Consider the following 23,375-nt stretch of genomic DNA (forward strand, 5'->3'; position numbering starts at 1 on the left):
GGGCCCTAGAACGTGGCGCGCGGCAAGTCGCGTTCGTCGAAGGCGAGCGAGGCTTTGGCGTCAGCCGGGATGGGAGGAAGTTCACGTTCCCATTCGGTCCATTGCGCGCGCAGTGCGTTCGCGATCTCCGGCTCTCGCTCCTTGAGATTGGCGCGCTCACGGGGATCCCGCTCAACGTTGAACAGATACTGCTGCTGGTCGATCTCCAGCCACTTCCAGTCGCCGCGCAGGATTGCGCGCTGACCGCGGTGCTTCATGCGCCAGTACAGCCTCCGGTCCGGATTCCAGGAAGGATCTTCCATCAGCGGCAGAAGGCTGAGCCCATCGAGGGGATAGTCCCTGTGCGGCGGCACACCTGCTGCCTCCAGGAACGTCGCCACCCAGTCCATCGTGATGACCGGTGTCTTGCTGCGAGTTCCCGGCCGTATGCGCCGGGGCCACCGTGCGATCAGTGGCACCCGCAGGCCACCTTCGAGAAGGTCCATCTTCTGGCCGATGAATGGCCAGTTGTTGGCGTAGCGTTCGCCGCCGTTGTCGCTGGTGAAGACCACGACGGTGTCCTGTGCCATTCCCTGCCGCTCGAGTGCATCCATCACCCAGCCGATGCCTTCATCCATATGGTGGATCATCTTGCGATAGACGTCGAGCGAACCGCCATCCACGTGCTTTCCGACACCTGCGATACGGCGCGACTCTTCTCGGTCCTCTCGCGTCAGCCACGGCCAGTGCGGCGCGTTGTAGTGCAGACTCAGCATGAAGGGTTGCTGCTGCGACTGACGCTCGATGAAGGAGACTGCCTCGCGGCTGAAGAGATCCGTGAGATAGCCGTCCTCGGAGACCGGCTTCTCGTTTCGCCAGAGGTCCGGCTTACCGCGCGGGTCGGTGTGCCCGAAGTAGTCTGCACCGCCAGAGTGGAAGCCGAAGAACTCGTCGTAGCCCGACAAGCGTGGGCCACTCGAAGGCGGGTGTCCCAGATGCCATTTCCCGATCAACGCGGTGGCGTAGCCGCCCGCCTTCAGGAGCGACGGGAGTGTCGGATGCGAGGGCGGCAACCCCAGAATCTTGTCACCCATCGCCGAAGGCAGCGGCTCCTCTGCGCCCCCACGCAACCGGTACTGCCATCGACCTGTGATCAGGGCAAAGCGGGTCGGCGAACACACCGCTGAGTTGGCATAACCTCGTGTGAACAGCATGCCCTCTGCGCCCAATCGGTCCAGCCGGGGAGTGACGTCCACCGGATCGCCGTGCTCGTCCCTCGCCCCCATGCAGCCCAGGTCCGCATAGCCCAGGTCATCGGCAAGGATGAAGATGAAATTCGGCCGCCGCATATCGGCCTGTCATTCCATGGCCACGAAGCCGGTCGACTTCACGATCGCGGTCCATCGCCGACGTTCCTTTTCCAGGCGCGCGGCAAACGCCGCGGGGCCCTCCGCAGAAATGTCGAAACCCCAGTCCGGCAGCTTCGCGAGCAGTTCACGCGAAGCCAGGGCCCGCTGCGTGGCGGCATCCAGACGGGCCACATCGTCCCGCGGTGTCCTGGCCGGTACGAAGGTGCCCAAGCCGATCTCCGCGACGAGGTCGGTATACCCCAGTTCGAGGAATGTCGGAACGTCGGGCAGCGCCGTTGTCCGGCGCGCACCGGAGGCCGCCAAGGCGCGAATTTTTCCTGCCTTGACCATGGCGAGGCCGTCGGAGACGGATCCGAATCCCATCGGCACCTGACCGCCCACCAGATCGACGATGGCCGGAGTGCCTCCCTTGTAGTGAACGGGTTGCAAGTCCAGGCCGGTCACCCGAGCCAGCATGGCCCCGAGGAAATGCGGCACGGAACCTGCGGCCGGCGTGGCGTAGACGGCGCGCTTCGGGTCGGTTTTCGCCCACGCCACGTAGTCAGCGACAGTCCGGACCGTCGCAGGTACGCCAGGGCCGACGAACATGACCAGCGCCATGTTGACGAGCCGCGTCACCGGGATGAAATCGCGAACCGGATCGTACTTGAGAGTCCGGTAGACAGAGGGATACAGCATCATCGCGCCATCAGGCACAAGCAGCATGACGCTGCCGTCGGCCGGGGCATCCTTCACATGCTCGACCGCGATCCTCGATGCGGCACCGACCCTGTTATCGACGATGACATTCGATGCCATCGTTCCCGCGAGACTCACGGCCAGCATGCGTGCGAGTACGTCCGCGGCGCCCCCCGGCGGAAACCCGACGACGATCCTGCCCATGGCCGGCTGAGCCAGAGCGGATTGGGAGACCATCGCCCCCAAGCCAGCCAGCAGCAGCGTACGCCTGCACACGCAGGCGGATGGGTGGCTTGTCAGATGGGTCATCGTGCAGGTTTCCAGATGGGTGTGTCTATCGTTTGAAGTGCAGGTCGATTGGATGAGTCATTCAATATGTTGTAAATCGAAATAACTTCATTGATTCATGAAGAAACGTCATGTCGATCACGGTCTCGTCAGCACGCGGCCCCCAGGGACGCGCCGCCATCGATGACGATCTGTTCGCCCGTGATGAAGCCCGAGGCGCCGGACGCCAGCAGGAGTGCCAGCCCCTGGATCTCTTCCGGCGCTGCGACCCGTCCCAGCGGAACCGCGGCGGTCTGCGCGGCCCGGAAGTCGGCCGCATCGGCCCGGTCCGCGGAGATGTTCGTGGCGAACGGTCCAGGCGCGATGGCATTGACCCGAATCCCGTAACGGGCCAGCTCGAGGGCACAGGTTCGCACCAGATGTGCCGCACCCGCCTTGGCTGCCATGTACGCCATGCCCACGGCCGGCGCCGGCCGCACGGCCGAGATCGAGGTGGTCACGATGATCGAGCCTCGACCCGCGGGCTTCATCAGGCGTGCCGCCGCGCGGATGGAATAGAAGGCCGCATCGAGACTGATGCCGACCACCTTGTGCCAGCGCTCGTCGGAGTAGTTCTCGATCTGTTGTTCGGGAACGCGCGTGCCTCGATGAGCCACCGAAACGAAGCCGGGACCGGGATCGATGCCGGCATTGGCAAAGACGATGTCGAGCCCTCCGTGTGCGGCCGCAGCCGCGTCGAACGCCGTGTCCAACGCCTGTCGGTCGCTCACGTCGAGCGCGGCAGCCCGCACCTCCAGGCCTGCCTGCCGCAGTCGTCCGGTCTCGCGCTCGACGGCCGCGCCGTTCAGATCGAGGAGCGTCACACGGGCACCGCCGCTGGCCAGCGCCTCGGCGATGGCCAGTCCGAGGCCGCTGGCCGCGCCGGTGACGATGGCAGCTTGCCCGCGCACCGAGAACAGTTGATTCATGTCCACCATATGTCCTTTCGTTGAATGAGGCCGCGAGCATACGCATCCGTTCACGCGCGCGCTTTGCGTGCTTGCGTGCGGATGACTTCGTTCAGGGTCTCGATGAAGGCCGCGGCTGCTGGCGACGGTCCTCGCCGGACAACGCGGTAGACGGACACCCGGCGCTTGAACACCGGCGAGCCGAGCTCGATCATTCGCAGACCGTAGGCGCGCACCAGCCGGGCCGCATAGCTCGGCCCGACGGTGATTCCCTGGCCCGCCATCACGAGCCCGAGCGCCGTCGTCAGATAGGAAACGTCCTGTGTGCCCGCCGCGGCAATCCGCTCGCGGGTGCGCACCTCCAACTCTGGCAGCAGCCGCTGGCGGAAATCGCGCGTGGGTCCGATGAAGGTGCGAGATGCGATGTCGGTCCACGCCACCCTGCGCCGGCGCGCCAGAGGGTCGTCGGAACGGCAGATCAGCCAGAAGGGGTCTTCCAGGAAAACCGTGCCTTCCACGCTCTCGCCGTGAGGCAGCTCATGCCCGAACACCAGTTCGGCACGACCCGATGCCAGTTCTTCGAGCAGGTTCTCCGGCAGGGTGTCCGTCAGCCGCACCTCGATGCCTGGGAACTTCTTGCGATACACGGCGATGACCTCGGGAAGGACGGCCGAGGCAATCAGCTGCGGTGCGGCCAGGCGCACGAAACCCTTCTTGCGCGCGCCAAGCTCCGCGACGCTGCTCAATGCCTCGTTCAGGTCCGAGAGCAAGCCTCTCACCCGGGGTTGGAACTCGCGGCCGGCCTCGGAAAGCAGAACACCGCGTGTATGCCGATCGAAGAGCCGGACACCGACTTCCGCCTCCAGTTCGCGAACGAGTACCGACAGCGCGGACTGGGTGAGGTTCAGCTGCGCTGCTGCGGCGGTAAAGCTGCCAGCCTCCGCGACGCCGGCGAATGCCCGCAGTTGTCGGATCGTCACAGACATATGCATCCTTCATGAATCAATGAATTTATTTCCTTTTACAACATAGCGAGAGGCGGCGTCCAATCCGCGCCGGAACACGATATTCGCAGGAGAAAAATGAACACGTTGCCACCATCGGGCATGGATGCCGACCGCCTCGGCCTGCTGTGCGCTGCCATCGAGGCTGACGTCGAACGCGACCTCTATCACGGTGCGGTGATCCGTGTCGGGCGAGGCGGACAACTGGTCCAGGAGTCGGCCATCGGTACCGTCGGCGGCCCCGGCACGCAAGGCCTGACGATCGATTCGGTCTTCAGCATTTTTTCGCTGACCAAGGCCTTCACCAACGTACTGGCGCTGCGCGCGATCGAGCTCGGCCGGCTCTCTTTCACGAGCCGCGTCTCGGACGTCATCCCCGAATTCAGGGGCGCCCCGCGCGAGGCCGCCACGCTCTTGCACCTGCTGACCCACACCGCGGGCATGCCCGGTGTCTGGACGCCCAAGCCGGACATGTACGAGGACCGTCTCGACGAGCTGCTGCAGGCCGTGATCGACAACGTGCCGGGCGTGGCAACGCCGGGCAGCCGCTGCGACTACGCGCCCGTGGTGAACCATGTGCTCATGGGCGAGATGCTGCGTCGCTCGGACCCCAAGGGACGCGCGTTCCGCGATATCGCGCGCGAGGACCTGTTCGAGCCGCTCGGCATGCGAGACACCTCCTTCGGCGTCCGCCCCGACCTGAAGCCGCGCAAGGTGGTCCCGGACGTTCGAGGCGTGATCCCGATCCCGGTGCGCGGGCGTGACGATCCGGGGCGGCACGGCCTGTTCGAGCAGGAATCGAACGAGGCACCGCACGTCGGCGCCTGTTCCACGGTTTCCGACCTGTGGCGTTTCACCGAGATGCTGCGACAAGGCGGGGCCCTGGATGGGGTGCGCATCCTGTCGCCGCGCATGCTGCAGCTCGCGCGCCGCAACTGGACCGGCGACATGCCCAACGAGCTGTATCAGGCGGTCGCGTTGCGGGCCGGCTGGACGCCGCCGCCGGCTTACATCGGTCTCGGCTTCAGCGTGCGCGGCGAAGCCATCGTGCACCACCAGTTCGGCACACTGACATCGCCGGAGACCTTCGGCAACTACGGCGCCGGGTCTTCCATGTTCTGGGTCGACCCCGCGCTGGACCTGAGCTTCGTGTGCTGTACCACGGGCCTCTTGCCGCAGGCACCGAATATCGAGCGCTTCCAGCGCCTGTCCGACATGGTGGTCGGCGCCGCGCGATGAACCCATGACAACCCGGAGACGACAACCATGAGCATGAACCGAAGATCCTTTGCCCTGAGCAGCGCCGCGATGACGGCCGCGCTGGCCTTGCCCGCCGCCGCGCAGTTGCAGCGCACCACGCGGCTGATCGTGGGGTTTCCGCCCGGGGGTGCGGCGGACGTGCTCGCGCGCGCGTTGCTCGAACCCATGAAGACATCGCTCGGCGTGCCGTTGATCGTGGAGAACCGGCCGGGTGCCGGCGGGCGCATCGCGGTCGACGTGGTGGGTCATGCGCCTGCCGATGGCAGCGTGTTGCTGGTCTCGCCAGGTTCGGTCCTCACGCTGGCACCGCATCTGTACAAGAGCGTGCGCTATGACCTCGCGCGCGATTTCATGCCGATTGCGCCGATCGCACGACTGGATCTCGGCGTGTATGCCGGACCTGGGACGCCCGAGAACCTGCGTACGCTGCCGGAAGTCGTCAAGTGGCTCAAGAGCGAACCCAGCAAGCGCAGCTGCGGAATCACGGGCCTCGGGTCCACGCCGCATCTCGCGGCATTGCTGCTGGGCCGCGCGAGCGGGGCGGAATGGCAGACCGTGCCCTATCAAGGAGATGCGCCGGCTTTCATCGCGCTGCTCGGCGGCGAGATTCCGGTGTGCGTCGCGTCGCTGGCAGGTGGCATGGAGCACGTGCGCGCCGGCAAGCTGCGGCTGCTGGCGCTCACCGGCAACGAGCGCTCCACGTTCATGCCGGACGTTCCGACCTTGACGCAGATCGGCTACGACGTGGTCGTGGCAGACCGCCACAGCCTGTTCGCTCCGCGGCAGACGTCGGCTGCGGCAGTCGCATCCATCCGGGCGGCCCTCGAGCAGGCGCTGGGCAGTCCGGGCGTTGGCGCTGTACTGGAGCGCATGTCGCTGCAACGTGCCAGCGCCGTCGCGGATTTCCCCGCGCAGCTCAGGACTGAATCCGAGTCTTGGGAGAAAGCCGTCAAGGCTTTCAACATCACGCTCGAGGGCTGATGGATCAGGCGACGATCACGCTATCTGTCTCGAACAAACGATGAAAGACTTGAACGGCCGGACGGCCTTCGTGACAGGCGGTGCCAGCGGCATCGGCCTGGCGATGGTGGAATGCTTCCTGCGCGAGGGCATGAACGTGATGTTGGCGGATCTCTCGGAGGAGCACCTCGAGCAGGCACGCGCCAGGTTGCATGCGCACAGCGGCTCGCTGCGCTTTTGCAAGGTGGATGTCGCCGATCGCGGAGATATGGCGAGGGCGGCGGACGAGACCGAGCAAGCCTTCGGGAAGATTCACGTCCTGTGCAACAACGCGGGCGTGAGCAGTCCCATTCCGATGGACGAAGCAAGCTTCGAGGATTGGGACTGGATTCTCGGCGTGAACCTGCAGGGAGTGATCAACGGCATCGTGACCTTCCTTCCCAGAATCAGGCGCCATGGCGAGGGCGGGCATATCGTCAACACGTCTTCCATCGCCGGCTTGGTGCCGGCACCGGCCTGGGGCGGCATCTACACGACGAGCAAGTTCGCCGTGCACGGCCTCTCCGGCTCGCTGCGCCTGTCGGTCGGCAAGCACAACATCGGGGTCACGGTGCTGTGTCCCGGCGCGACCCGGTCCGACGTGCGCCGATCCGAACTCTTGCGGCCGGAGCGCTACCGGACGCACGCGCCCGCATCCGCGTCCTACGCCATGCCGTCGCTGCAGGAAATCGGCATCGAGCCCGAGGTGCTGGGGCGGCGCGTGGTTCGCGCCATCCGGCACAACGAGTTCTACGTGATTGCCCACGCGGAGAACAAGGCGCATGTGCGCGCCTTCGCCGAAGCGATGCTGAACGCCTTTCCCGATGAAGTGGTGACCGACGAGGGACGTCTGAGCTACATCCATTGGTTCGACGAGGCCACCGCACAGGCCCTGGCGCTGCAGCCCGCTTCCGACGCCTTTGACATCGACCCAGCGCGGCTCGACGGCGCACACAACTGAAGGAGACGACATTGTCTGAACTCGCAATTGGATTCATCGGTCTGGGCCGCATGGGCAGACCGATGGCAGGGCGGCTGGCAGCCGCCGGCTTTCGCCTGCTGATCAGCGACCCTTCCCTGTCTGCCGACGACGACCTGGAGAAGCGCGGCGCCGTCGTTTGCACCACGCCTCGGCAAGTCGCCGACGCGGCGGACGTGGTCTTTGCGAGCCTGCCCACGCCCGACGTGGTCAGGCAGGTCGCCTTGGCAGAGGACGGCGCGGTGCACGGCCGTCGCATGAAAGTGTTCGTGGACCTGTCGACCACGGGTCCGAGGGTGGCGGCCGAGGTTGCGCGGGCCATCGCCGCGGGCGGCCTGGCGGAAGTGCTGGATTGTCCGGTAAGCGGCGGCGTGGCGGGCGCGGAGAAAGGCACGCTGACGCTGATGGCGGCCGGATCCGCAGCCGCGATCGAGCTGTGCAGTCCCGTCCTGCAGCATCTGGGAACACTTCGCCACTGCGGCCCGGTGCCGGGACATGGGCAGATGGTCAAGGTCATCAACAATCTCCTCTCGGTCGTGGCCATTGCGGCCAGCAGCGAGGCGGTCGTGCTGGCGGAACGAGCGGGGCTGGATCCCAAGCTCATGTTCGACGTGATCAATGCGAGCAGCGGTGCCAGCAACGCCTCGCAGACGAAGATCCCGAAGCACATCCTGCCGCGAACCTACGACTTCGGCTTCGCCCTCGCGCTGTCGCAGAAGGACGTTCGACTGTGCCTGGAGGAAGCCGATGCGCTGGGCGTTCCGATGCTGGTGGGCAGTGTCGCCCGGCAGATCCTCACCATGACGGCGGCCCGCTTCGGCGATGGGGCCGACTTCACCACCATGCACCGGATGCTCGAGCAACTGTCCGGCGCGGCAATTCCAAAGGAGTAGTTGTATGTCGGCATACGAAGACAATCCCGCGTTCCAACGTGGTTTCGAGAACCGCAAGGCCGTGCTGGGCGGCGTGCACGTGGAGCGGTCGTGGGCTGCGGCGGACGATTTCAATCGTCCGATGCAGGACCTGGTCACCCGCTATTGCTGGGGCGAGGTCTGGGGTGACGACGCACTGCCGTTCAAGACGCGCAGCCTTCTCAACATCGTCATGCTGACGGCACTCAACCGTCCGCACGAACTGAAGCTTCACCTTCAGGGCGCGCTGCGCAACGGCTGCTCGCAGGAAGAGATCCGAGCGGCCTTGATGCAGACGGCCATCTATGTGGGCGTGCCGGCAGCACTGGAATCGTTCCGGGTGGCGAGCGAGGCGATCAAGACTTTCGAGGGCTGACGGCGGTGGCAGATGCGGTCCCCGTTTACGAGGTCTATGCCGTCAAGTACGCCGAGCACGCACGCACGGCCTCGGCCAACTTCATCGGCGGCGACGGCCATGACGGGCCCATGCCGATGGACTACTTCGTCTGGGTGCTGAAGGGACCGGACGCGCAGTGGGTCGTCGACACCGGATTCAACCAATCGGCGGCCGATGCGCGTGGCCGACGGCTGTTGCACAACCCGGCCGAGGCGATCGGGCTCGTCGGCCTGCGGGCGGAGCAAGTCCGCAACGTGATCATCACGCACCTGCACTACGACCACGCGGGCAACTGCGACCTCTTCGGCGCTGCCACCTTCCACTTGCAGGACCGCGAAATGCAGTATGCGACCGGGCGCTACATGGCGCATCGCTGCATGCACGAGGCCTACAGTGTGTTCGACGTCATCGGAATGGTCCAGAACGTCTATGGCGGCAGGGTGCGCTTCCACGACGGCGACGCGGAGCTCGCCCCGGGTATCAGCGTGCACCTGATCGGTGGCCACACGCTCGGCCTGCAGGTGGTGCGGGTGCACACCGCACGCGGATGGATCGTGCTCGCCTCGGACGCCAGCCACTACTACCGCAACATGCACGAGGAGCGGCCCTTTCCGATCGTGGCGAACGTGGGCGAGATGGTGGAAGGATGGCATCGGCTGCGACAGCTCGCGGATTCCCCGGAACACATCATCCCGGGCCACGACCCGCAGGTCCTCGTGCGATTTCCTCCGGCCACGGCGAGCTTGCGGGGTCGGGTCGCACGCGTGGACCTCGATCCCATCAACTTCGAGTCGAGCAGCGACTGATACCAGCTCGCGTTCAATAGATGGGCCTCCGATTGCCGCGAGTGTGACCCAACAAGGGTTCAGGGTCTCCTGCCCGGCCGCCACGACAGCGATGGCCGGCGTCACTCAGGAAGACTTCCGCACTTCCTCTTGCGAATCCGGCCGCGTGTCAACCGATGAGCCGCACGTGAGCTTCGGGCAGATAGCCGGTGTCCAGGCGAATGCCTTCCATCTCCGGCAGCTCGAACTCGACCAGCAGGCCCGGGCTGGGCATGAAGTTCCTGCTCGGATTTTCGGCATAGACGCGCACTTCGACCGCATGGCCTTTGGCTGCGATGCGTGACTGCGCGAACTCGTCCTGCAGGCGCTCGCCCATCGCAAGGCGCAGTTGCGCGCCCACGAGGTCGATGCCCGTGATCATCTCGGTGACCGGGTGCTCGACCTGGATGCGCGTGTTCATCTCGAGAAAGTAGAAGGCCTCGCGCTCGGTGTCGTAGAGAAACTCGACCGTATCCGCGCCCTGGTAGCGACACGCGCAGGCGATCGCGGCGGGCAAGTGCCGGGTGGCCCTGATCACCCTGGCCGGGCGCCCGCGCAGCGACGGTGCAGCGGGCTTGCCCGGGCGCAGTCCGGACCTGACCGCGCCGGACCTGCCGTGGGAGCAGCCTTTCAAGGCCTCGATCCTCAATCTGTATGGCCTTGTTGCTGCGCGCCATATGCATGAATTCGGAACGACCGGCGAGCAGCTGGCCTGGATCAAGGTCGCTGCGTCGACCCATGCGGCCCTGAATCCGAGCGCGATGCTGCGCAAGGTGGTGACCACCGAGGAAGTGCTGGCGTCGCCGCTGATCTCCGGGCCCCTGCACAAGCTCGATTGCTGCGTGGTGAGCGACGGTGGCGGTGCGCTGGTGGTCGTCCATCCCGACGTCGCGCGGTCCCTGCGGCGCCCGGTGGTCAATGTCCTGGGCGCGGGAGAGGCGGTCAAGGGATTGCAGAACGGTCAGGTGGACCTCACCTGGTCGGCCGCCGCCATTTCCGGTCCGCGGGCCTTCGAGGAGGCAGGCGTCAAGCCGGCGGACATCCAGTACGCATCGATCTATGACAGCTTCACCATCACGGTCCTGATGCAGCTCGAGGACCTGGGATCCCGCCACGGCAGCGGCACCCTCATCCTCGAAAGGCAATGACACGATGACTGCAACCCAAGCCACGCCGGGTACACGTGTCCCGTACAACGACCTGGCAAACCAGGCATTCTGGGCCGGCATCCGGCGAGCAGAGCTCCTGGTGCGGCGCTGCCGGCATTGCGGCTCGCTGCATTGGTACCCGCGGCCGCTGTGTCCCTACTGCATGGGCGAAACCGTGTGGGAAAGGGCGCGCGGCGATGGCGAGATCTATTCGCTCGCCATTGACAGGACCGCGGCGCCCGCACGCGCCGTTGCCCATGTTCACGCCGAGCTGACGTGACCCGAGCCGTGCTTCGTCACCTTGCATGAAGCCGGCGAATTTCAATAGATCAGAGGAGACAGCATATGTTTGAGAAAGTCTTGAACCCGTGGGTGCTTCGCCAAACCGGAATCGGCGCATTGACAGCTTTGGCTGTCCTTGCATCCGTCGCCGCAAGCGCCGAGGACGGCAACACGGCCACCGAAGTCCAGCTCGGGTTGATCGGACTCTAGACCCACGCGCTACGAATCCCCGGGGGCAGCGCACCATCTGCTGCGCGCATCGCCCTACCGCAAGCAACTGGCCGCGCGCTTCGACGCCTGGCGCCTTTTCACCGACGTCGCCCAAACTCCGTGCGCCGCCTTCTGAAAAATCCATCTCCAGCCATTTTTCAACCTGCCATCGCGAACGTGACAAAGCCGTACCAGGGCTTGCCGTCGCCGTCCGCCTCGGCCACGCATGACGTATATTCATGCGCAACACGAGGGCACGGATGGCAAGCGGCAAAGCAGCACGAGGCACGAAAGCAATCAAGGTCGACGCGGTGGAAGATCGCCCCACGCAATTGATCGAGATTGCGTCGCGCCTGTTTGCAGCTCGCGGATACGCCGGAACCTCGCTGCGCGACATCGCGGAGGAAGCGCGCGTCACCAAGGCCGCGCTCTACTACCACTTTCCCAACAAGGAAGCGCTCTACGAGCAGATCGTGGTCGACAGCCTGCAGGCCCTGATCGACCGGGTCAGCGAGGCTGTCGTGCAGGCCGGGAGCGCAACCGAAAAGGTATGCGCCTTCATGCTCAGTGCGGCGGACGTGTTCGCCGGCGCGCCCGATGCATGGATCGCCGGATCGAACGTGTTCTGGTCCAGCATGGGGCCGCAGATCCGCGCCGCCGCGGTCGGGCGCCGCGACAAGTTCGAGAAGCTCTTGCGCTCATGCATCGCGGAGGGTGTGGCGTCCGGCGAATTCCGCAAGGTCGATCCGGCCATCGCGGGCCGCCTGCTGCTTTCCACCCTCAACCAGATGACGCGCTGGATCAAGCGCGACGGGCCGCTCACGCCACGCCAGGTGATCGAGCAATACCTCGAGATCATCCTGATCGGCATGAGGACACACGAGGCGCAGACGACTTCGCGGCGGCGCGACTCGGCTGTGACGACGATCCGGTCGGTCGGCCCATCGAGGAAGACGCCGAAGGCTGGCAAAGCCTGACCTCGGGCTTGTGAACGGCCGCGTGCGCGGACTCCCGTGCGAGGCCGCTGGCGAGCCAGCGGATGGCGCACGGCCTGTTTGGCAGAGAGCGATCGGCCGAACTGCGCACGCGTCGACATGTACTCGGCCGCCCCCGTCACCGGCGCGTCGTTCGTTCTGGCGGACATCAGTTGCCGGCATCAATCCGAGCGGGTGGCTGGCGCCATTCGCATCTCTGCCAGCAACGCGTAGAGCGGATCGTCCGGCTTCGTGCCACCGATCGGCGTGCGCGGGCCGAAGCGCTCGGCCTCGCTGCCCTCGGCCACGTCGAGGGGGCGCATCCAGTCATAGACCACGGTGCGCGCCGCGATGCGCCATTCGTCCGCGCGCTTCTCGAACCGGTCCACGTAACGCCCGGCCAGGAAGACGGCGCGCGGTCGGCCCTCGTCATCACGGTCGCGCTGGAGTGCCAGGAAGTAGGTCTCGACCGCGGCCTGCCTGCCGTGCAGTTCGATCGACAAATTGGTGATGTTGTGAATCGAGCGTTCGCCCCGCGTGGCGAGCGTTTCCAGCGCACGGTCGATGAAGCCGGCGGCGCTGCCCTGGTAGGCGCCGTGACGGTCGGTGGCGTCCGGCCAGTAGGCACTGCGCAAGGCTTCCTCGTCCTGGCGGTCGATGCCGCGGCAATAGCGGTTCATGCACTCGCGGATCGCCTCTCGGTCCATGAGTTCGCCGACGCGGCGCTCCAGAACGTTTGCATTCATAGGGTATCTCCTAGGTGATTGTGGATCGCCGACTTACTAACCGGCCGGTAGAATTTTGCACAGAAAGCGGGAAACAAGCATGACCTCTCGAATGGCTGGCAAGGTTGCACTGGTCACTGGCGGCGCGCAAGGCATCGGCCGCGCGATCTGCGATGCGTTCGCGGCAGAAGGCGCGGCAGTGGGCGTGCTGGACATCAAGGCGGACAATGCCGAACGCGCTGCGCAGGCGATCCGCGAGCAGGGCGGCAAGGCCGTCGCGTGCAGCGGCAATGTGGCCGAGCGCGGCACCTTCGAAGCCGCGGTAGACACGATGGAGCGCGAGTTCGGCCGGCTCGACGTGCTGGTCAACAACGCGATCTGGGTCCGCTACGGGCCGATCGACGCGGTCACGCCACAGATGCTGGAACGCATGGTCGGCACCGGCTTCAACTCGGTCGTTTGGGGCACCCAGGTCGCGGCACCGCTGATGGAAAAGAATGGTGGCGGCTGCATCATCAACATCGCCTCGGCCGCGGGCTATCTCGGCATGCCCAACGGCGTGATCTATTGCGGCGTCAAGGCGGGCGTGCTCGGCCTGACGCGTGCGCTCGGCGTGGAGCTGGGTCCGCGCAAGATCCGCGTCAACGCGATCTCGCCCGGCACCATCATGACCGAGGGCGTGAGCATCAACGTGGACGAGGCCGGCATCGCCAAGCGAATCGCGCGCACGCCGGTCGGCCGGCTCGGGCAGGTTGAAGATATCGCGCGCGCTGCACTCTTCCTGGCCAGCAGCGACAGCGGCTTCATCACCGGCGAATCCTTGCTCGTCGACGGCGGCGTGACGCACGCCTTTCTCTGATCCATCCGGCATGCATCCCCTTCATCCGCTTTTCTTTCCGTCGTCGGTGGCGATCATCGGCGCGTCTTCTGACCCCGAGCGCATCGGCGGCCGTCCGCTTCGCTTCCTGGTCGAAGCCGGCTTTGCCGGTGCCATGTATCCGGTCAACCGCAGCGGTGCCGCCGAGATCCAGGGCCTGCCTGCCTATGCAAGCCTGGCCGACGTGCCGGGTCCGGTGGACCATGCGATCGTCGCGGTGCCGGTGTCCGGGGTGGAGGCCGCATTGCAGGACTGTGCTCTCAAGGGTGTGAGGGTGGTGCAGGTCTTCACCGCCGGCTTCGCCGAGGCGAACGCAGCCGGTGCCGAACTGCAGGCGCGGCTGGTGGGCATCTGCCGCGAATCCGGCATGCGCATGGTCGGACCCAATGCGCTCGGCCTGCTCAATCCCTCCGCCAACTTCTACGCCACCTTCTCCACCGCGCTCAACGGCTTGCGGCCCAAGCCGGGCGTGATCGGCATGGCGACGCAGAGCGGCGCATTCGGCTCGGCCGCCTATGGCATGGCGACACTGCGCGGCATCGGGCTGAGCCGGGTGATCGCCACCGGCAACGAGGCCGACGTCGACGTGGCCGAATGCATCGACTACCTGGTGGACGACGCCGACACGCGGGTGATCTGCGCCGCGCTCGAAGCCTGCAAGGACGGCGCGCGCCTGCGCGCCGCGCTGTGCAAGGCGGCGCAGGCGGGCAAGCCGGTGGTGATCATGAAGATCGGACGCACCGAGGTCGGTGCCGCCGCGGCGGCCACGCACACCGGTTCGCTCGCCGGCAACGATGCGATCTACGACGCAGTATTCGCCGAATGTGGTGCCCATCGCGCGAGTTCGATCGAGGAAATGCTCGACATCGCGCATCTCTGCGCCGTCTGCGGACATCTGCCTGCGAACGAGCAGATCGGCATCATGACCGGCTCGGGCGGCATCGGCATCCTGATGGCGGATGACGCTACCGACTTGGGTTTGACACTGCCGCCGCTGACCGCCCAGTCGGAGCAAGCGCTGCGCGAGCTGTTGCCCTTTGCTGTTCCGGCCAATCCCTACGACACGACCGCACAAGTAACGTCCGTGCCCGACGGCGTGCCGCGCACCCTCGAAGCCATGCTGCTGCCGGGTTCGCCATTCGGCAGCCTGTTCGCGTACCTCGCGCACGTGGGCCTCTCGCCCACTCGCTTCGCAGCGACCGAGCAACACCTGATCGAACTGCGCGCGAAACATCCGCAGCAACCGCTGGTACTCGTGATGTTGTCCGACCCGTCGGTGACCCAGCGGCTGGAGGCCGCCGGCGTCGCGGTTTTCGCCGACCCGTCGCGCGCGGTGCGTGCCGTCGGCGGCGCGGCGCGCATGGCGCGCCTGCGGCGCCAGCTGCGCCGCCTTGTCGCTCCCACCGCCATCGCCGAAGCGTTGCCGCCGGCCGCCACCGAAGCCGAGGCGAAGGCCATCCTCGGCGCTGCCGGAATCCCCGTGCTCCCGGAGCAGATCTGCAACAGTGCCGAGGCCGCGGCGCGCGCGGCCGATGGCATGGGCTACCCCGTGGTGGCGAAGATCGTGTCGGCCGACATTCCGCACAAGACCGAAGTCGGTGGTGTCCTGGTGGACCTGCCGGACCGGCCGTCGGTCCTGGCCGCTTACGACACGCTCATGTCCCGCGCCGCCGAACGCGCGCCGCAGGCCCGGATCGACGGCGTGCTGATCGCGCCGATGGTCAAGGGCGGCGTCGAGACCATCATCGGCATTCACATGGACCCGGTGTTCGGCCCGATGGTGATGTTCGGCCTCGGCGGTACCGCGGTCGAGTTGTTCAAGGACGTGGCCTTCGCCTCCGCGCCGCTGTCGCCCGCGCAAGCGAACTCGCTCGTGAATGCGGTGCGCTCGTCGGCCCTGTTGAAGGGCTGGCGCGGGGGGCCGGCCTTCGACACGGCGGCCCTGGCGGATGCGCTCGGCCGACTGTCGGAATTCGCGGTGCGTCATGCAGACCAACTGGCCGGTATCGACATCAATCCCTTCGTCGTCAAACCCCAAGGCGCGGTGTGCCTGGATGCACTGATCTCCACTCGCCAGGCCGCCGTCTTTTCCCACTAGTAACAAGGAACGCTCATGGACAGCTTCAAGACCCTTCTCTTGACCGTCGAAGACCGCATCGCGGTGGTCACGCTCAATCGCCCGCCGGTCAATGCGCAGAATGCCGACCTGCGCAACGAGCTCATCCAGGTGTTCGACGAGCTGAGCGACCGTGATGACGTCAGCGTGATCGTGTTGACCGGCGCCGGCAAATGCTTCTCGGCGGGCGCCGACATCCGCGAGCGGCCGAATCTCGCCGCCACGCCGGGCGCCTATGGGCGGCACAACCGCATCGTGCGCGAGTCGTACTACGCGGTGGTCGAATGCTCGAAGCCCGTGATCGCCGCAATCAACGGCGCCGCGCTCGGGGCAGGCTTCGGCCTGGTCATGGGTTCGGACATCTGGGTCGCCTCGGAAGACGCGTATGTCTCGATGCCTGAAATCAACGTCGGCCTGGCCGGCGGCGTGACCTTTCTGCAGAAGCATTTCAGCCAGTCGCGCGCACGGCGCATGTTCTACACCGGCATGCAGGTGACCGCGCAAGAACTCTATCGGCTCGGACTGGTCGAGGCTTGCTTGCCGGCCGCCGAACTGATGCCCTACGCGATGGACATCGCGCGCGAGATCGCATCCAAGAGCCCGATCGCGGTGCGCCTGGCGAAGGAGGCAGCCCGCTTGACGCTGACGATGCCGCCGCGCGATGCCTACCGCTACGAGCAGGGCAACACCGTGGCCCTTTCGAAGACCGAGGACACCAAGGAAGCTCAGAAGGCGTTCTTCGAGAAGCGCAAACCGGTCTTCACCGGCCGTTGAGCTTCGATCCCTCGCTTCGCTCGTCACGCTGCCATGCAACTGCACCGAATGCCCGCCACGTCGATCGGCCCCGCGGCGCTCGAATCGCGCGAGAGCCAGTTGCTGGCCATCGCCAGGCAGCTGTTCGCGCGCGACGGATTCGAGCGCACCTCGCTGCGCGACATCGCGGAAGCGGCGGACATCACCAAGGCCGCGCTGTACTACTACTTCCCCAACAAGGAAGCGCTGTACGAGCGCGTGGTGGTCGATTCGATGCAGGCGCTGTTCGACGACGTGTGCGGCGCGGTGGCGCTGGTGGATTCGCCCACGGCGCGCATCCGCGCGTTCATGCTGGCCTCGGCCCACGTGCTCGACCACGCGCGCGACCGCTGGATCGCAGGCTCCCGTGCCTTTCACGAAGGCGGCAGGGGAGGGCAGCATCTCGCGGCGATCGCGCTGCGTGACCGCTACGAGAGCCTGCTTCGATGCTGCATCGCCGAAGGTGTCGAGAGCGGCGAGCTGCGCGCGGTCGATCCGGCGCTGGCCGGCCGCTTCCTTCTTTCGGGACTCAACCAGATGAGCCACTGGCATCGGCCGGACGGTCGGCTCTCGGCTGCGCAAGTGATGGCGCAGTTTCTGGACATGGCGCTGCAGGGCTTGTGCGTCGAGGCACGCGGCAATGCGGAAGCGTCGGTCTCCGACGCACCGGTTACGTCGTCCATCACCACGCCGCGCGCGCAGAAGCGGCGCCGCACGGTCGGAACGACATCTGCCTGAATCATGAAGAAGTCTCTCGAGCCGAAGCGCAATATCGGTACTTACCGGTCGGCCGGACGAACGAGTTTCGCCGCGCGGCTGCTGCATCGCGCGGCCGCTTTGCTCGCGGCGGTCGCGCTGCTGTCGCCGCCGGCTTCGTTCGCGCAGAGCGCGGCGGATGCACCCTTCCTGCACGGCCCGACGACGCTCATCGTTCCCTACGCGGCTGGCGGGCTCACCGACAACCTGGCGCGCGCGTTGAGCCAGCGCCTGTCCGTGCGCTGGGGCCAACCGGTGATGGTAGAGAACCGCGCCGGCGGCGGCACCGTGATCGGCACCGCTGCGGCGGCCCGCGCTCCGGCCGACGGCCGGACGCTTCTGGTGACCAGCTTCGGCTACACGACCAACCCTTTTCTGATGCCGGACCTGCCCTACAAGGAAGGCGCGTTGGAGCCGCTGGCCATGGTCGCGGTGGCGCCGGCCATCCTCTTCGTACATCCCTCGGTGCCGGCGGATGACGTGCCTTCGCTGGTCAAGTACATGCGAAGCTCGGGCAAGCCGTTCACCTTTGCCTCATCGGGCAACGGCTCCAGCCCGCACATCGGCGCCGAGCTGTTCGCTTCGCAGATCGGCGTTCAGATCGTGCACGTGCCCTATCGCGGCAACGGGCCCGCGCTGACCGATCTGGTCGGTGGGCAGGTGCAGGGCATGTTCGACTCGAAGGCCTCCTTGTCGTTCGTGAAGGCGGGCAAGCTGAAAGCCATCGGCGTCAGCTCGCTCAAGCCTTCGCCCCTCGCGCCGGACCTCAAGCCGATCGCGCAATCCGGTGTGCCGGAACTCGCCAACTTCGCGACCGCCAGCTGGTTCGGCGTGCTGTTGCCCGCAGCCACGCCGAAGCCGCTGCAGGCGCGGCTGTATGCCGAGATCCGCGCGGTGCTCGAGACCACCGAAATGCGCGAAGCCATCGACCGCGCCGGGGTCGAGCCCCTGCTCCTGACGCAGGCCGGATTCGCCGCCTACCTGAAGGCGGAGTCCGAGCGCTGGGGTCCGGTGATCCGCAGCAAGAACATCAAGGCGAATTGAGGGCCATGCCCATGCACACACCCGTCGACATCTCGGCCGTGCAGGTTGCCGGCCGGCTGGCCGGCAGACGCATCCTGGTCACCGGCGCCGCCTCGGGCATCGGACAAGCCGTGGCGACGCTGTTCGGCGCGGCCGGCGCGCGTGTCGCTGCGCTGGACCGTCAGCGCCCGACGGCGCTGCCCGCCGACGCGATCGGCCTCGAAGCCGATGTCACCGACGAAGCCGCGGTCGAGTGTGCCGTGGCCGAGGCCTGCGCGGCCTTGGGCGGCATCGACGGCGTGGTGAACGCGGCAGGCATCGCCAATACCGACTGGGCCGATCAGGTGAGCCTGGCCGACTGGCGGCGCGTGCTGGACGTGAACCTCACCGGCAGCTTCATCGTCTGCCGCGCCTGTCTGCCGCATCTGCGCGACGCCGGCGGAGGAACGATCGTCAACTTTGCCTCCGGGCAGGGCCTGTCGCCCTTCAAGCAGCGCAGCGCCTACGCGGCATCGAAGGCCGGCGTGATCTCGATGAGCCGTTCGCTCGCGATGGAATGGGCGCCGTTGGTGCGGGTCAACACGGTCTGCCCGGGAGCGGTCGATACGCCGATGGTGCGCGGCGGCTATTCGCCCGAGGCGCTGCGCGAGCAGGTCGGCCCGCGCTACGCCCTGGGCCGCATCGGCGAGCCGCACGAGATCGCGCTGGCCGCGCTCTACCTGAGCAGCGCCGAGTCGTCCTTCGTCACCGGCATCGTGCTGGCGGTCGACGGCGGGCGCAGCTACCACTGACAGGCGTCGGAAAAGGAACAAGCCATGCACGGCCTGATGCAACAACGACCACTGCTGCTCTCCGGGCTGATCGACCACGCTGCCGCCTACCACGGCGACCGCGAGATCGTCAGCCACATGGTGGACGGCAGCATCCATCGCAGCGACTGGCGCTCGGTGCAGCAGCGCGCCAAGCGACTGGCGAACGCCCTGGCCCGGCTGGGCGTGGAGCCGGGAGACCGGGTCGCGACGCTGGCCTGGAACACGCATCGGCATCTGGAGCTCTACTTCGGCGTCTCGGGCATGCAGGCCGTCCTGCATACCGTGAATCCACGGCTCTTTCCCGAGCAGATCGCCTATATCGTCAACCATGCCGAGGACGGCTACGTCTTCTTCGACATCAGCTTCGCGGCCACGCTGGCCGAGCTGGCCCCGCAGCTTGGGCGCGTGAAGGGCTTCGTCGCGATGTGCGAACGCGCGCAGATGCCCGATGTGCCGCTGCCCCACCTGCTGTGCTACGAGGACCTGCTGGCCCAGGCATCCGCCGACTGCGAGTGGCCGGTCTTCGACGAGAACACCGCCTCGTCGCTTTGCTACACCTCCGGCACCACGGGCAATCCCAAGGGCGTGCTCTACAGCCATCGCTCGACGGTGCTGCATTCCTTTCTCGCCTGCGCAGCCGACGGACTGGCCGTCTCGGCACGCGACAGCGTGCTGCTGGTCGTGCCGCTCTTCCATGTGAATGCGTGGGGCGTGCCCTATGCCGGCGCGATGTGCGGCGCGAAGCTGGTGCTGCCCGGCCCGCATCTCTCGGGAGAGAACATCTACCGCCTGCTGCGAGACGAGCGTTGCAACTTCTCGCTGGGCGTGCCCACGGTGTGGCTCGGCCTCTTCGACTACATCGAGCGCCATCGCGATTCGCTCGACCTCTCGCAGATCGTGCTCAAGCGCCTGGTCGTCGGCGGTTCGGCCGCGCCGCGCGCCATGATCCAGAAATTCGAAGAGCTCTTCGGTGCCTATGTGATCCATGCCTGGGGCATGTCCGAGACCAGCCCGCTGGCCACCATCGGCACGCCGCTGGACAAGCACCGCGATTTCAGCCTCCAGCAGCGCTACGACATGCAGGCCAGGCAGGGCCGTGCGATCTACGGCGTCGAGATCGAGATCTTCGGCGAGGACGGCCAGCCGCTGCCGCACGATGGCAAGGCCTTCGGCGACCTGAAGGCGCGCGGCCCGTGGGTGGCATCCGGCTACTACCGCGCCGATGCGGATGCGGTGGACGACCAGGGCTGGTTCCCGACGGGTGACGTGGCCACGCTCGATGCCGACGGCTTCGTCCAGATCACCGACCGCTCCAAGGACGTGATCAAGTCCGGCGGCGAATGGATCTCGTCCATCGATCTCGAGAACGCGGCGATGGGCCATCCCGAGGTGCAGGAGGCGGCCGTGATCGGCGTCGCCCACAGCCGCTGGCAGGAACGGCCGCTGCTGCTCATCGTCGCGAAAATCGGCGCCCGGCCGACGCGCGAGTCGATCCTGAACTTCATGAGCGGCAAGGTGGCGAAGTGGTGGATGCCAGACGATGTGGTCTTCGTCGACACCTTGCCTCACACCGCCACCGGCAAGCTCCAGAAGCTCATCTTGCGCGAGCAGTTCCGCGCCCACCCGCTGCCAACGGACGAAGTCGCCATCGGTCGTGGCGCCTAGCTTCACGCCACTTCATTTCATGACTCATCTCGACGAAACCCAGACGATGCTGCGCGATAGCGTGCAGGACTTCCACGAGCGACAGCCGGGGCCCGAGCGGGTGCGCCGGTTGCGCGAGCAGCCGCTTCCCGTCGACCGCGCCGTCTGGCACAACATGGCCGAGGCCGGATGGAGCGGCGTGCTCGTGCCCGAATCGCTCGGCGGTCACGGACTCGGCGCGGCCGAAGCCATGTTGATCGCCAGCGAACTCGGCCGAGGCCTCGCACCGGAACCCTTCGTGGCCTGCGGCCTCATGGTGGTGCAGGCGCTGGTGCCGCTGGCCGCGCAGTCGCAGGCTGTGCGGTCCTTGCTCGACGGCGTGCTGGCGGGCAGCAAGCTGGTGGGGCTGGCCTGGCAGGAGACGGCGGGCGCGCTGTCCGTCGACGATGTGCGACTGCGCGCCGTGCGCAGCGATTCGGGCTGGCGTTTCGAGTCGGACGACGCGCAGGGCGCGGTCAAGCGCTTCGTGCCGCTGGCCGATGCCGCCGACGGCTTTCTGGTCTATGCGCAGCAGGATGGCGGCCCTGCGCTGTTCTGGGTGGAGGACGCCCCGGTCCGCAGCATGCGCACGATCGACGGACTGAATTTCGGCGACCTGGATCTTTCGGGCGTGAGGCTGGAGACGCACGCCTGCCTCGCGCGCGGCCCGGCGGTGCGCGACGCGGTCGCCGACGCGATCGAACTGGCGCGCCTCGCCAGCGCCTTCGAACTGGTGGGCCTGGCCGAGCGTGCCCTGGAAATCACCGTCGCCTACACGTCGCAGCGCGTCCAGTTCGGCAAGCCGATCGCCTCGTTCCAGGCGCTGCAGCACCGCATGGTCGACATGTGGATGCAGTGCCAACTGGCGCGTGCCTCGGCCGAGAACGCGCTGCTCGACTGGACCCGGCCCGCGGACGACGCGACGCGCGTTCAGTCGCTGCGCGCAGCGCGTGCCCGCGCCGGCAGCGCTGCGCTCTTCGTCGGCAAGAACGCCATCCATCTGCATGGCGGCATGGGCATCGCCGACGAAACCGACATCGGGCTCTACCTGAAGCGCGCGCTGGCGCTCTCTGCCTGGCTTGGCAATTCGCTGTGGCAGCGTACGAGCTTTCTCGGCGAGTTGCTGAAGACCGGGCGCGTGCGCAGCGCCGACAGCGAGCCGCTCACGGTGGCGGACGGCGTCGACGTGGCCGATCTGTCCGACGAGCAGTTCCGCCGCGTGCTCGCCACCTGGATCGCGTCCCACTACCCGCCCGAGAAGCGCTTCATGAAGAAGCGTGCCTATTACGCCGACATCTCCGACTGGTACCAGTCGCTCTCGAAGAAGGGCTGGCTCGCGCCGGCCTGGCCCAAGTCGGCCGGGGGCATGGGCCTGTCCGCCATCAAGCAGGTGATCTATGCCGAGGAGATCGCCCGGCATGGCTGCGCGCGCATTCCCGACCACGGCCTCGCGATCGGCAAGCTGCTGCTGATGCATGGCACGCCCGAGCAGATCGGCTATCACCTGCCGCGCGTCCTGAGCGGCGAGATCATGTGGTGCCAGGGCTACTCCGAACCGAACGCCGGCTCCGACCTCGCGAGCCTGCGCACGCGCGCCGATCGCGATGGCGACGACCTGGTGGTCAATGGCCAGAAGACCTGGACCACGCTCGGCCCGGGTGCCGACTGGATGTTCGCGCTGGTGCGCACCAGCAAGGTCGAAGGCGCCAAGCAGCGCGGCATCACTTTCCTGCTGATCGACCTCAAGACGCCCGGCGTGAAGGTCCGGCCGATCGTCAATCTGAAAGGCGAGGGCGAGTTCAGCGAAGTCTTCTTCGACCACGTCCGCGTCCCGGTCTCGAACGTGGTCGGTCGCATCGACGATGGCTGGAGCGTGGCCAATTCCTTCCTGCGCGAGGAGCGCATCTTCTTCGGCACGCCGCGTCAGTGCGAGTACGCGCTGGCCCAGCTCGACCGGCTGGCCCAGGCGACGCGCGCGCTGCAGCTCGCGGACTTCCGCGACCGCTACGCGCAGCTCGTGCTGGACGTGCGCGACCTCAAGTCGGCCTTCGAACTCTTCATGGGACGCCTGCGCAGCGGCGAGGAGCTCGGGCCCGAAGTCTCGTACCTCAAGGTCTGGGGCACCGAGACCTACCAGCGCATCACCGACGAACTGGTGCAGCTCGCGGGCGATCACGGAGGTCAGATCGACGACGTGCAAATCGACGGCATCGCAGTGGACGTGATGAACCAGTACCTGGATTCGCGCATGCCGGCGATCTTCGGCGGCTCCAATGAAATCCAGCGAAACATCCTCGCCAAGCAGATCCTGGCGCTGCCTTCGGGCCGCTGACCCTTTCAA

At 66.6% G+C, this 23,375-nt stretch carries 23 protein-coding genes and 2 pseudogenes; 19 read left to right on the forward strand and 6 right to left on the reverse strand.

The window, feature by feature from the left end:
• Positions 1-5: 5 nt before the first annotated feature.
• From E5P2_RS35190 to E5P2_RS35205, 4 genes are all read right to left on the reverse strand, one after another.
• Positions 6-1,328: a sulfatase-like hydrolase/transferase gene (locus E5P2_RS35190; protein WP_162571705.1), complete on the reverse strand. Its 1,323-nt coding sequence runs from the start codon at positions 1,326-1,328 to the stop codon at positions 6-8.
• Between the two features lie 9 nt (positions 1,329-1,337).
• Positions 1,338-2,336, reverse strand: a complete 999-nt coding sequence (locus E5P2_RS35195) for a tripartite tricarboxylate transporter substrate-binding protein (protein WP_162571706.1) — start codon at positions 2,334-2,336, stop codon at positions 1,338-1,340.
• A 128-nt stretch (positions 2,337-2,464) separates the two neighbouring features.
• Complete coding sequence (locus E5P2_RS35200) at positions 2,465-3,283, reverse strand: SDR family NAD(P)-dependent oxidoreductase (RefSeq protein WP_162571707.1); 819 nt, start codon at positions 3,281-3,283, stop codon at positions 2,465-2,467.
• A 50-nt stretch (positions 3,284-3,333) separates the two neighbouring features.
• The gene (locus E5P2_RS35205) at positions 3,334-4,248 is read right to left on the reverse strand and encodes a LysR family transcriptional regulator (protein WP_162571708.1); all 915 of its coding nucleotides are present in this window, start codon (positions 4,246-4,248) and stop codon (positions 3,334-3,336) included.
• A 96-nt stretch (positions 4,249-4,344) separates the two neighbouring features.
• On the opposite strand from E5P2_RS35205, the gene E5P2_RS35210 reads away from it, so the two are divergent.
• Genes E5P2_RS35210 through E5P2_RS35235 form a run of 6 tightly spaced genes read left to right on the forward strand, consistent with a single transcriptional unit; the run spans position 4,345 to position 9,618 of the window.
• Complete coding sequence (locus tag E5P2_RS35210; RefSeq protein ID WP_162571709.1) at positions 4,345-5,505, forward strand: serine hydrolase domain-containing protein; 1,161 nt, start codon at positions 4,345-4,347, stop codon at positions 5,503-5,505.
• Between the two features lie 33 nt (positions 5,506-5,538).
• Positions 5,539-6,507 (forward strand): tripartite tricarboxylate transporter substrate-binding protein, encoded by a 969-nt coding sequence (locus E5P2_RS35215; protein WP_162571710.1) that lies wholly within the window; start codon positions 5,539-5,541, stop codon positions 6,505-6,507.
• 40 nt (positions 6,508-6,547) lie between these two features.
• Positions 6,548-7,486, forward strand: a complete 939-nt coding sequence (locus E5P2_RS35220) for an SDR family NAD(P)-dependent oxidoreductase (RefSeq protein WP_162571711.1) — start codon at positions 6,548-6,550, stop codon at positions 7,484-7,486.
• A gap of 11 nt (positions 7,487-7,497) precedes the next feature.
• Entirely contained in the window at positions 7,498-8,397 is a 900-nt protein-coding gene (locus E5P2_RS35225) for an NAD(P)-dependent oxidoreductase (RefSeq protein WP_162571712.1), read from the forward strand.
• A 4-nt stretch (positions 8,398-8,401) separates the two neighbouring features.
• Entirely contained in the window at positions 8,402-8,791 is a 390-nt protein-coding gene (locus E5P2_RS35230; RefSeq protein ID WP_162571713.1) for a carboxymuconolactone decarboxylase family protein, read from the forward strand.
• Between the two features lie 5 nt (positions 8,792-8,796).
• The gene (locus E5P2_RS35235) at positions 8,797-9,618 is read left to right on the forward strand and encodes an N-acyl homoserine lactonase family protein (protein WP_232081028.1); all 822 of its coding nucleotides are present in this window, start codon (positions 8,797-8,799) and stop codon (positions 9,616-9,618) included.
• Between the two features lie 148 nt (positions 9,619-9,766).
• Here E5P2_RS35235 and E5P2_RS35240 read toward each other — a convergent pair whose 3' ends face one another.
• Positions 9,767-10,174 carry an ATP-binding protein gene (locus E5P2_RS35240; protein ID WP_332107582.1) on the reverse strand — a complete coding sequence of 136 codons (408 nt, stop codon included), beginning with the start codon at positions 10,172-10,174 and terminating at the stop codon, positions 9,767-9,769.
• Between E5P2_RS35240 and E5P2_RS35245 the strand changes: the two are divergent.
• The 5 genes and pseudogenes from E5P2_RS35245 to E5P2_RS35260 form a co-directional block, all read left to right on the forward strand.
• Positions 10,131-10,742: pseudogene (locus tag E5P2_RS35245) on the forward strand (thiolase C-terminal domain-containing protein); the annotation flags it as partial. The gene E5P2_RS35240 and the pseudogene E5P2_RS35245 sit on opposite strands and share 44 nt — an antisense overlap.
• Before the next feature lie 46 nt (positions 10,743-10,788).
• Entirely contained in the window at positions 10,789-11,064 is a 276-nt protein-coding gene (locus E5P2_RS35250; protein ID WP_162571714.1) for a Zn-ribbon domain-containing OB-fold protein, read from the forward strand.
• Positions 11,065-11,129: 65 nt separating this feature from the next.
• Positions 11,130-11,276 (forward strand): hypothetical protein, encoded by a 147-nt coding sequence (locus tag E5P2_RS35255; protein WP_162571715.1) that lies wholly within the window; start codon positions 11,130-11,132, stop codon positions 11,274-11,276.
• 34 nt (positions 11,277-11,310) lie between these two features.
• A pseudogene (locus tag E5P2_RS38070) lies at positions 11,311-11,412 on the forward strand (IS6 family transposase); the annotation flags it as partial.
• A 124-nt stretch (positions 11,413-11,536) separates the two neighbouring features.
• Positions 11,537-12,253, forward strand: coding sequence for a TetR/AcrR family transcriptional regulator (locus E5P2_RS35260; RefSeq protein WP_162571716.1), 717 nt, complete (start codon positions 11,537-11,539; stop codon positions 12,251-12,253).
• A gap of 179 nt (positions 12,254-12,432) precedes the next feature.
• Here E5P2_RS35260 and E5P2_RS35265 read toward each other — a convergent pair whose 3' ends face one another.
• A complete protein-coding gene (locus tag E5P2_RS35265; RefSeq protein ID WP_162571717.1) occupies positions 12,433-12,996 on the reverse strand; it encodes a nuclear transport factor 2 family protein in 564 nt (187 codons plus the stop codon).
• A gap of 79 nt (positions 12,997-13,075) precedes the next feature.
• Here E5P2_RS35265 and E5P2_RS35270 point away from each other — a divergent pair, with 79 nt between their 5' ends.
• From E5P2_RS35270 to E5P2_RS35305, 8 genes are read left to right on the forward strand one after another with little or no spacing between them, the layout of a single operon-like run.
• Positions 13,076-13,834, forward strand: a complete 759-nt coding sequence (locus tag E5P2_RS35270; protein WP_162571718.1) for an SDR family NAD(P)-dependent oxidoreductase — start codon at positions 13,076-13,078, stop codon at positions 13,832-13,834.
• A 10-nt stretch (positions 13,835-13,844) separates the two neighbouring features.
• Entirely contained in the window at positions 13,845-15,950 is a 2,106-nt protein-coding gene (locus E5P2_RS35275; protein ID WP_162571719.1) for an acetate--CoA ligase family protein, read from the forward strand.
• Positions 15,951-15,965: 15 nt separating this feature from the next.
• Positions 15,966-16,742 carry an enoyl-CoA hydratase/isomerase family protein gene (locus tag E5P2_RS35280; protein ID WP_162571720.1) on the forward strand — a complete coding sequence of 259 codons (777 nt, stop codon included), beginning with the start codon at positions 15,966-15,968 and terminating at the stop codon, positions 16,740-16,742.
• A gap of 48 nt (positions 16,743-16,790) precedes the next feature.
• Entirely contained in the window at positions 16,791-17,498 is a 708-nt protein-coding gene (locus E5P2_RS35285) for a TetR/AcrR family transcriptional regulator (RefSeq protein ID WP_232081029.1), read from the forward strand.
• 3 nt (positions 17,499-17,501) lie between these two features.
• Positions 17,502-18,560, forward strand: coding sequence for a tripartite tricarboxylate transporter substrate-binding protein (locus E5P2_RS35290; protein WP_162571722.1), 1,059 nt, complete (start codon positions 17,502-17,504; stop codon positions 18,558-18,560).
• An 11-nt stretch (positions 18,561-18,571) separates the two neighbouring features.
• Complete coding sequence (locus tag E5P2_RS35295) at positions 18,572-19,330, forward strand: SDR family NAD(P)-dependent oxidoreductase (protein WP_162571723.1); 759 nt, start codon at positions 18,572-18,574, stop codon at positions 19,328-19,330.
• A gap of 24 nt (positions 19,331-19,354) precedes the next feature.
• The gene (locus E5P2_RS35300; RefSeq protein WP_162571724.1) at positions 19,355-21,016 is read left to right on the forward strand and encodes a 3-(methylthio)propionyl-CoA ligase; all 1,662 of its coding nucleotides are present in this window, start codon (positions 19,355-19,357) and stop codon (positions 21,014-21,016) included.
• Positions 21,017-21,035: 19 nt separating this feature from the next.
• Entirely contained in the window at positions 21,036-23,366 is a 2,331-nt protein-coding gene (locus E5P2_RS35305; protein WP_162571725.1) for an acyl-CoA dehydrogenase, read from the forward strand.
• Positions 23,367-23,375: the final 9 nt, after the last annotated feature.

It is taken from the genome of Variovorax sp. SRS16, assembly GCF_901827165.1.
GTDB lineage: Bacteria > Pseudomonadota > Gammaproteobacteria > Burkholderiales > Burkholderiaceae_C > Variovorax.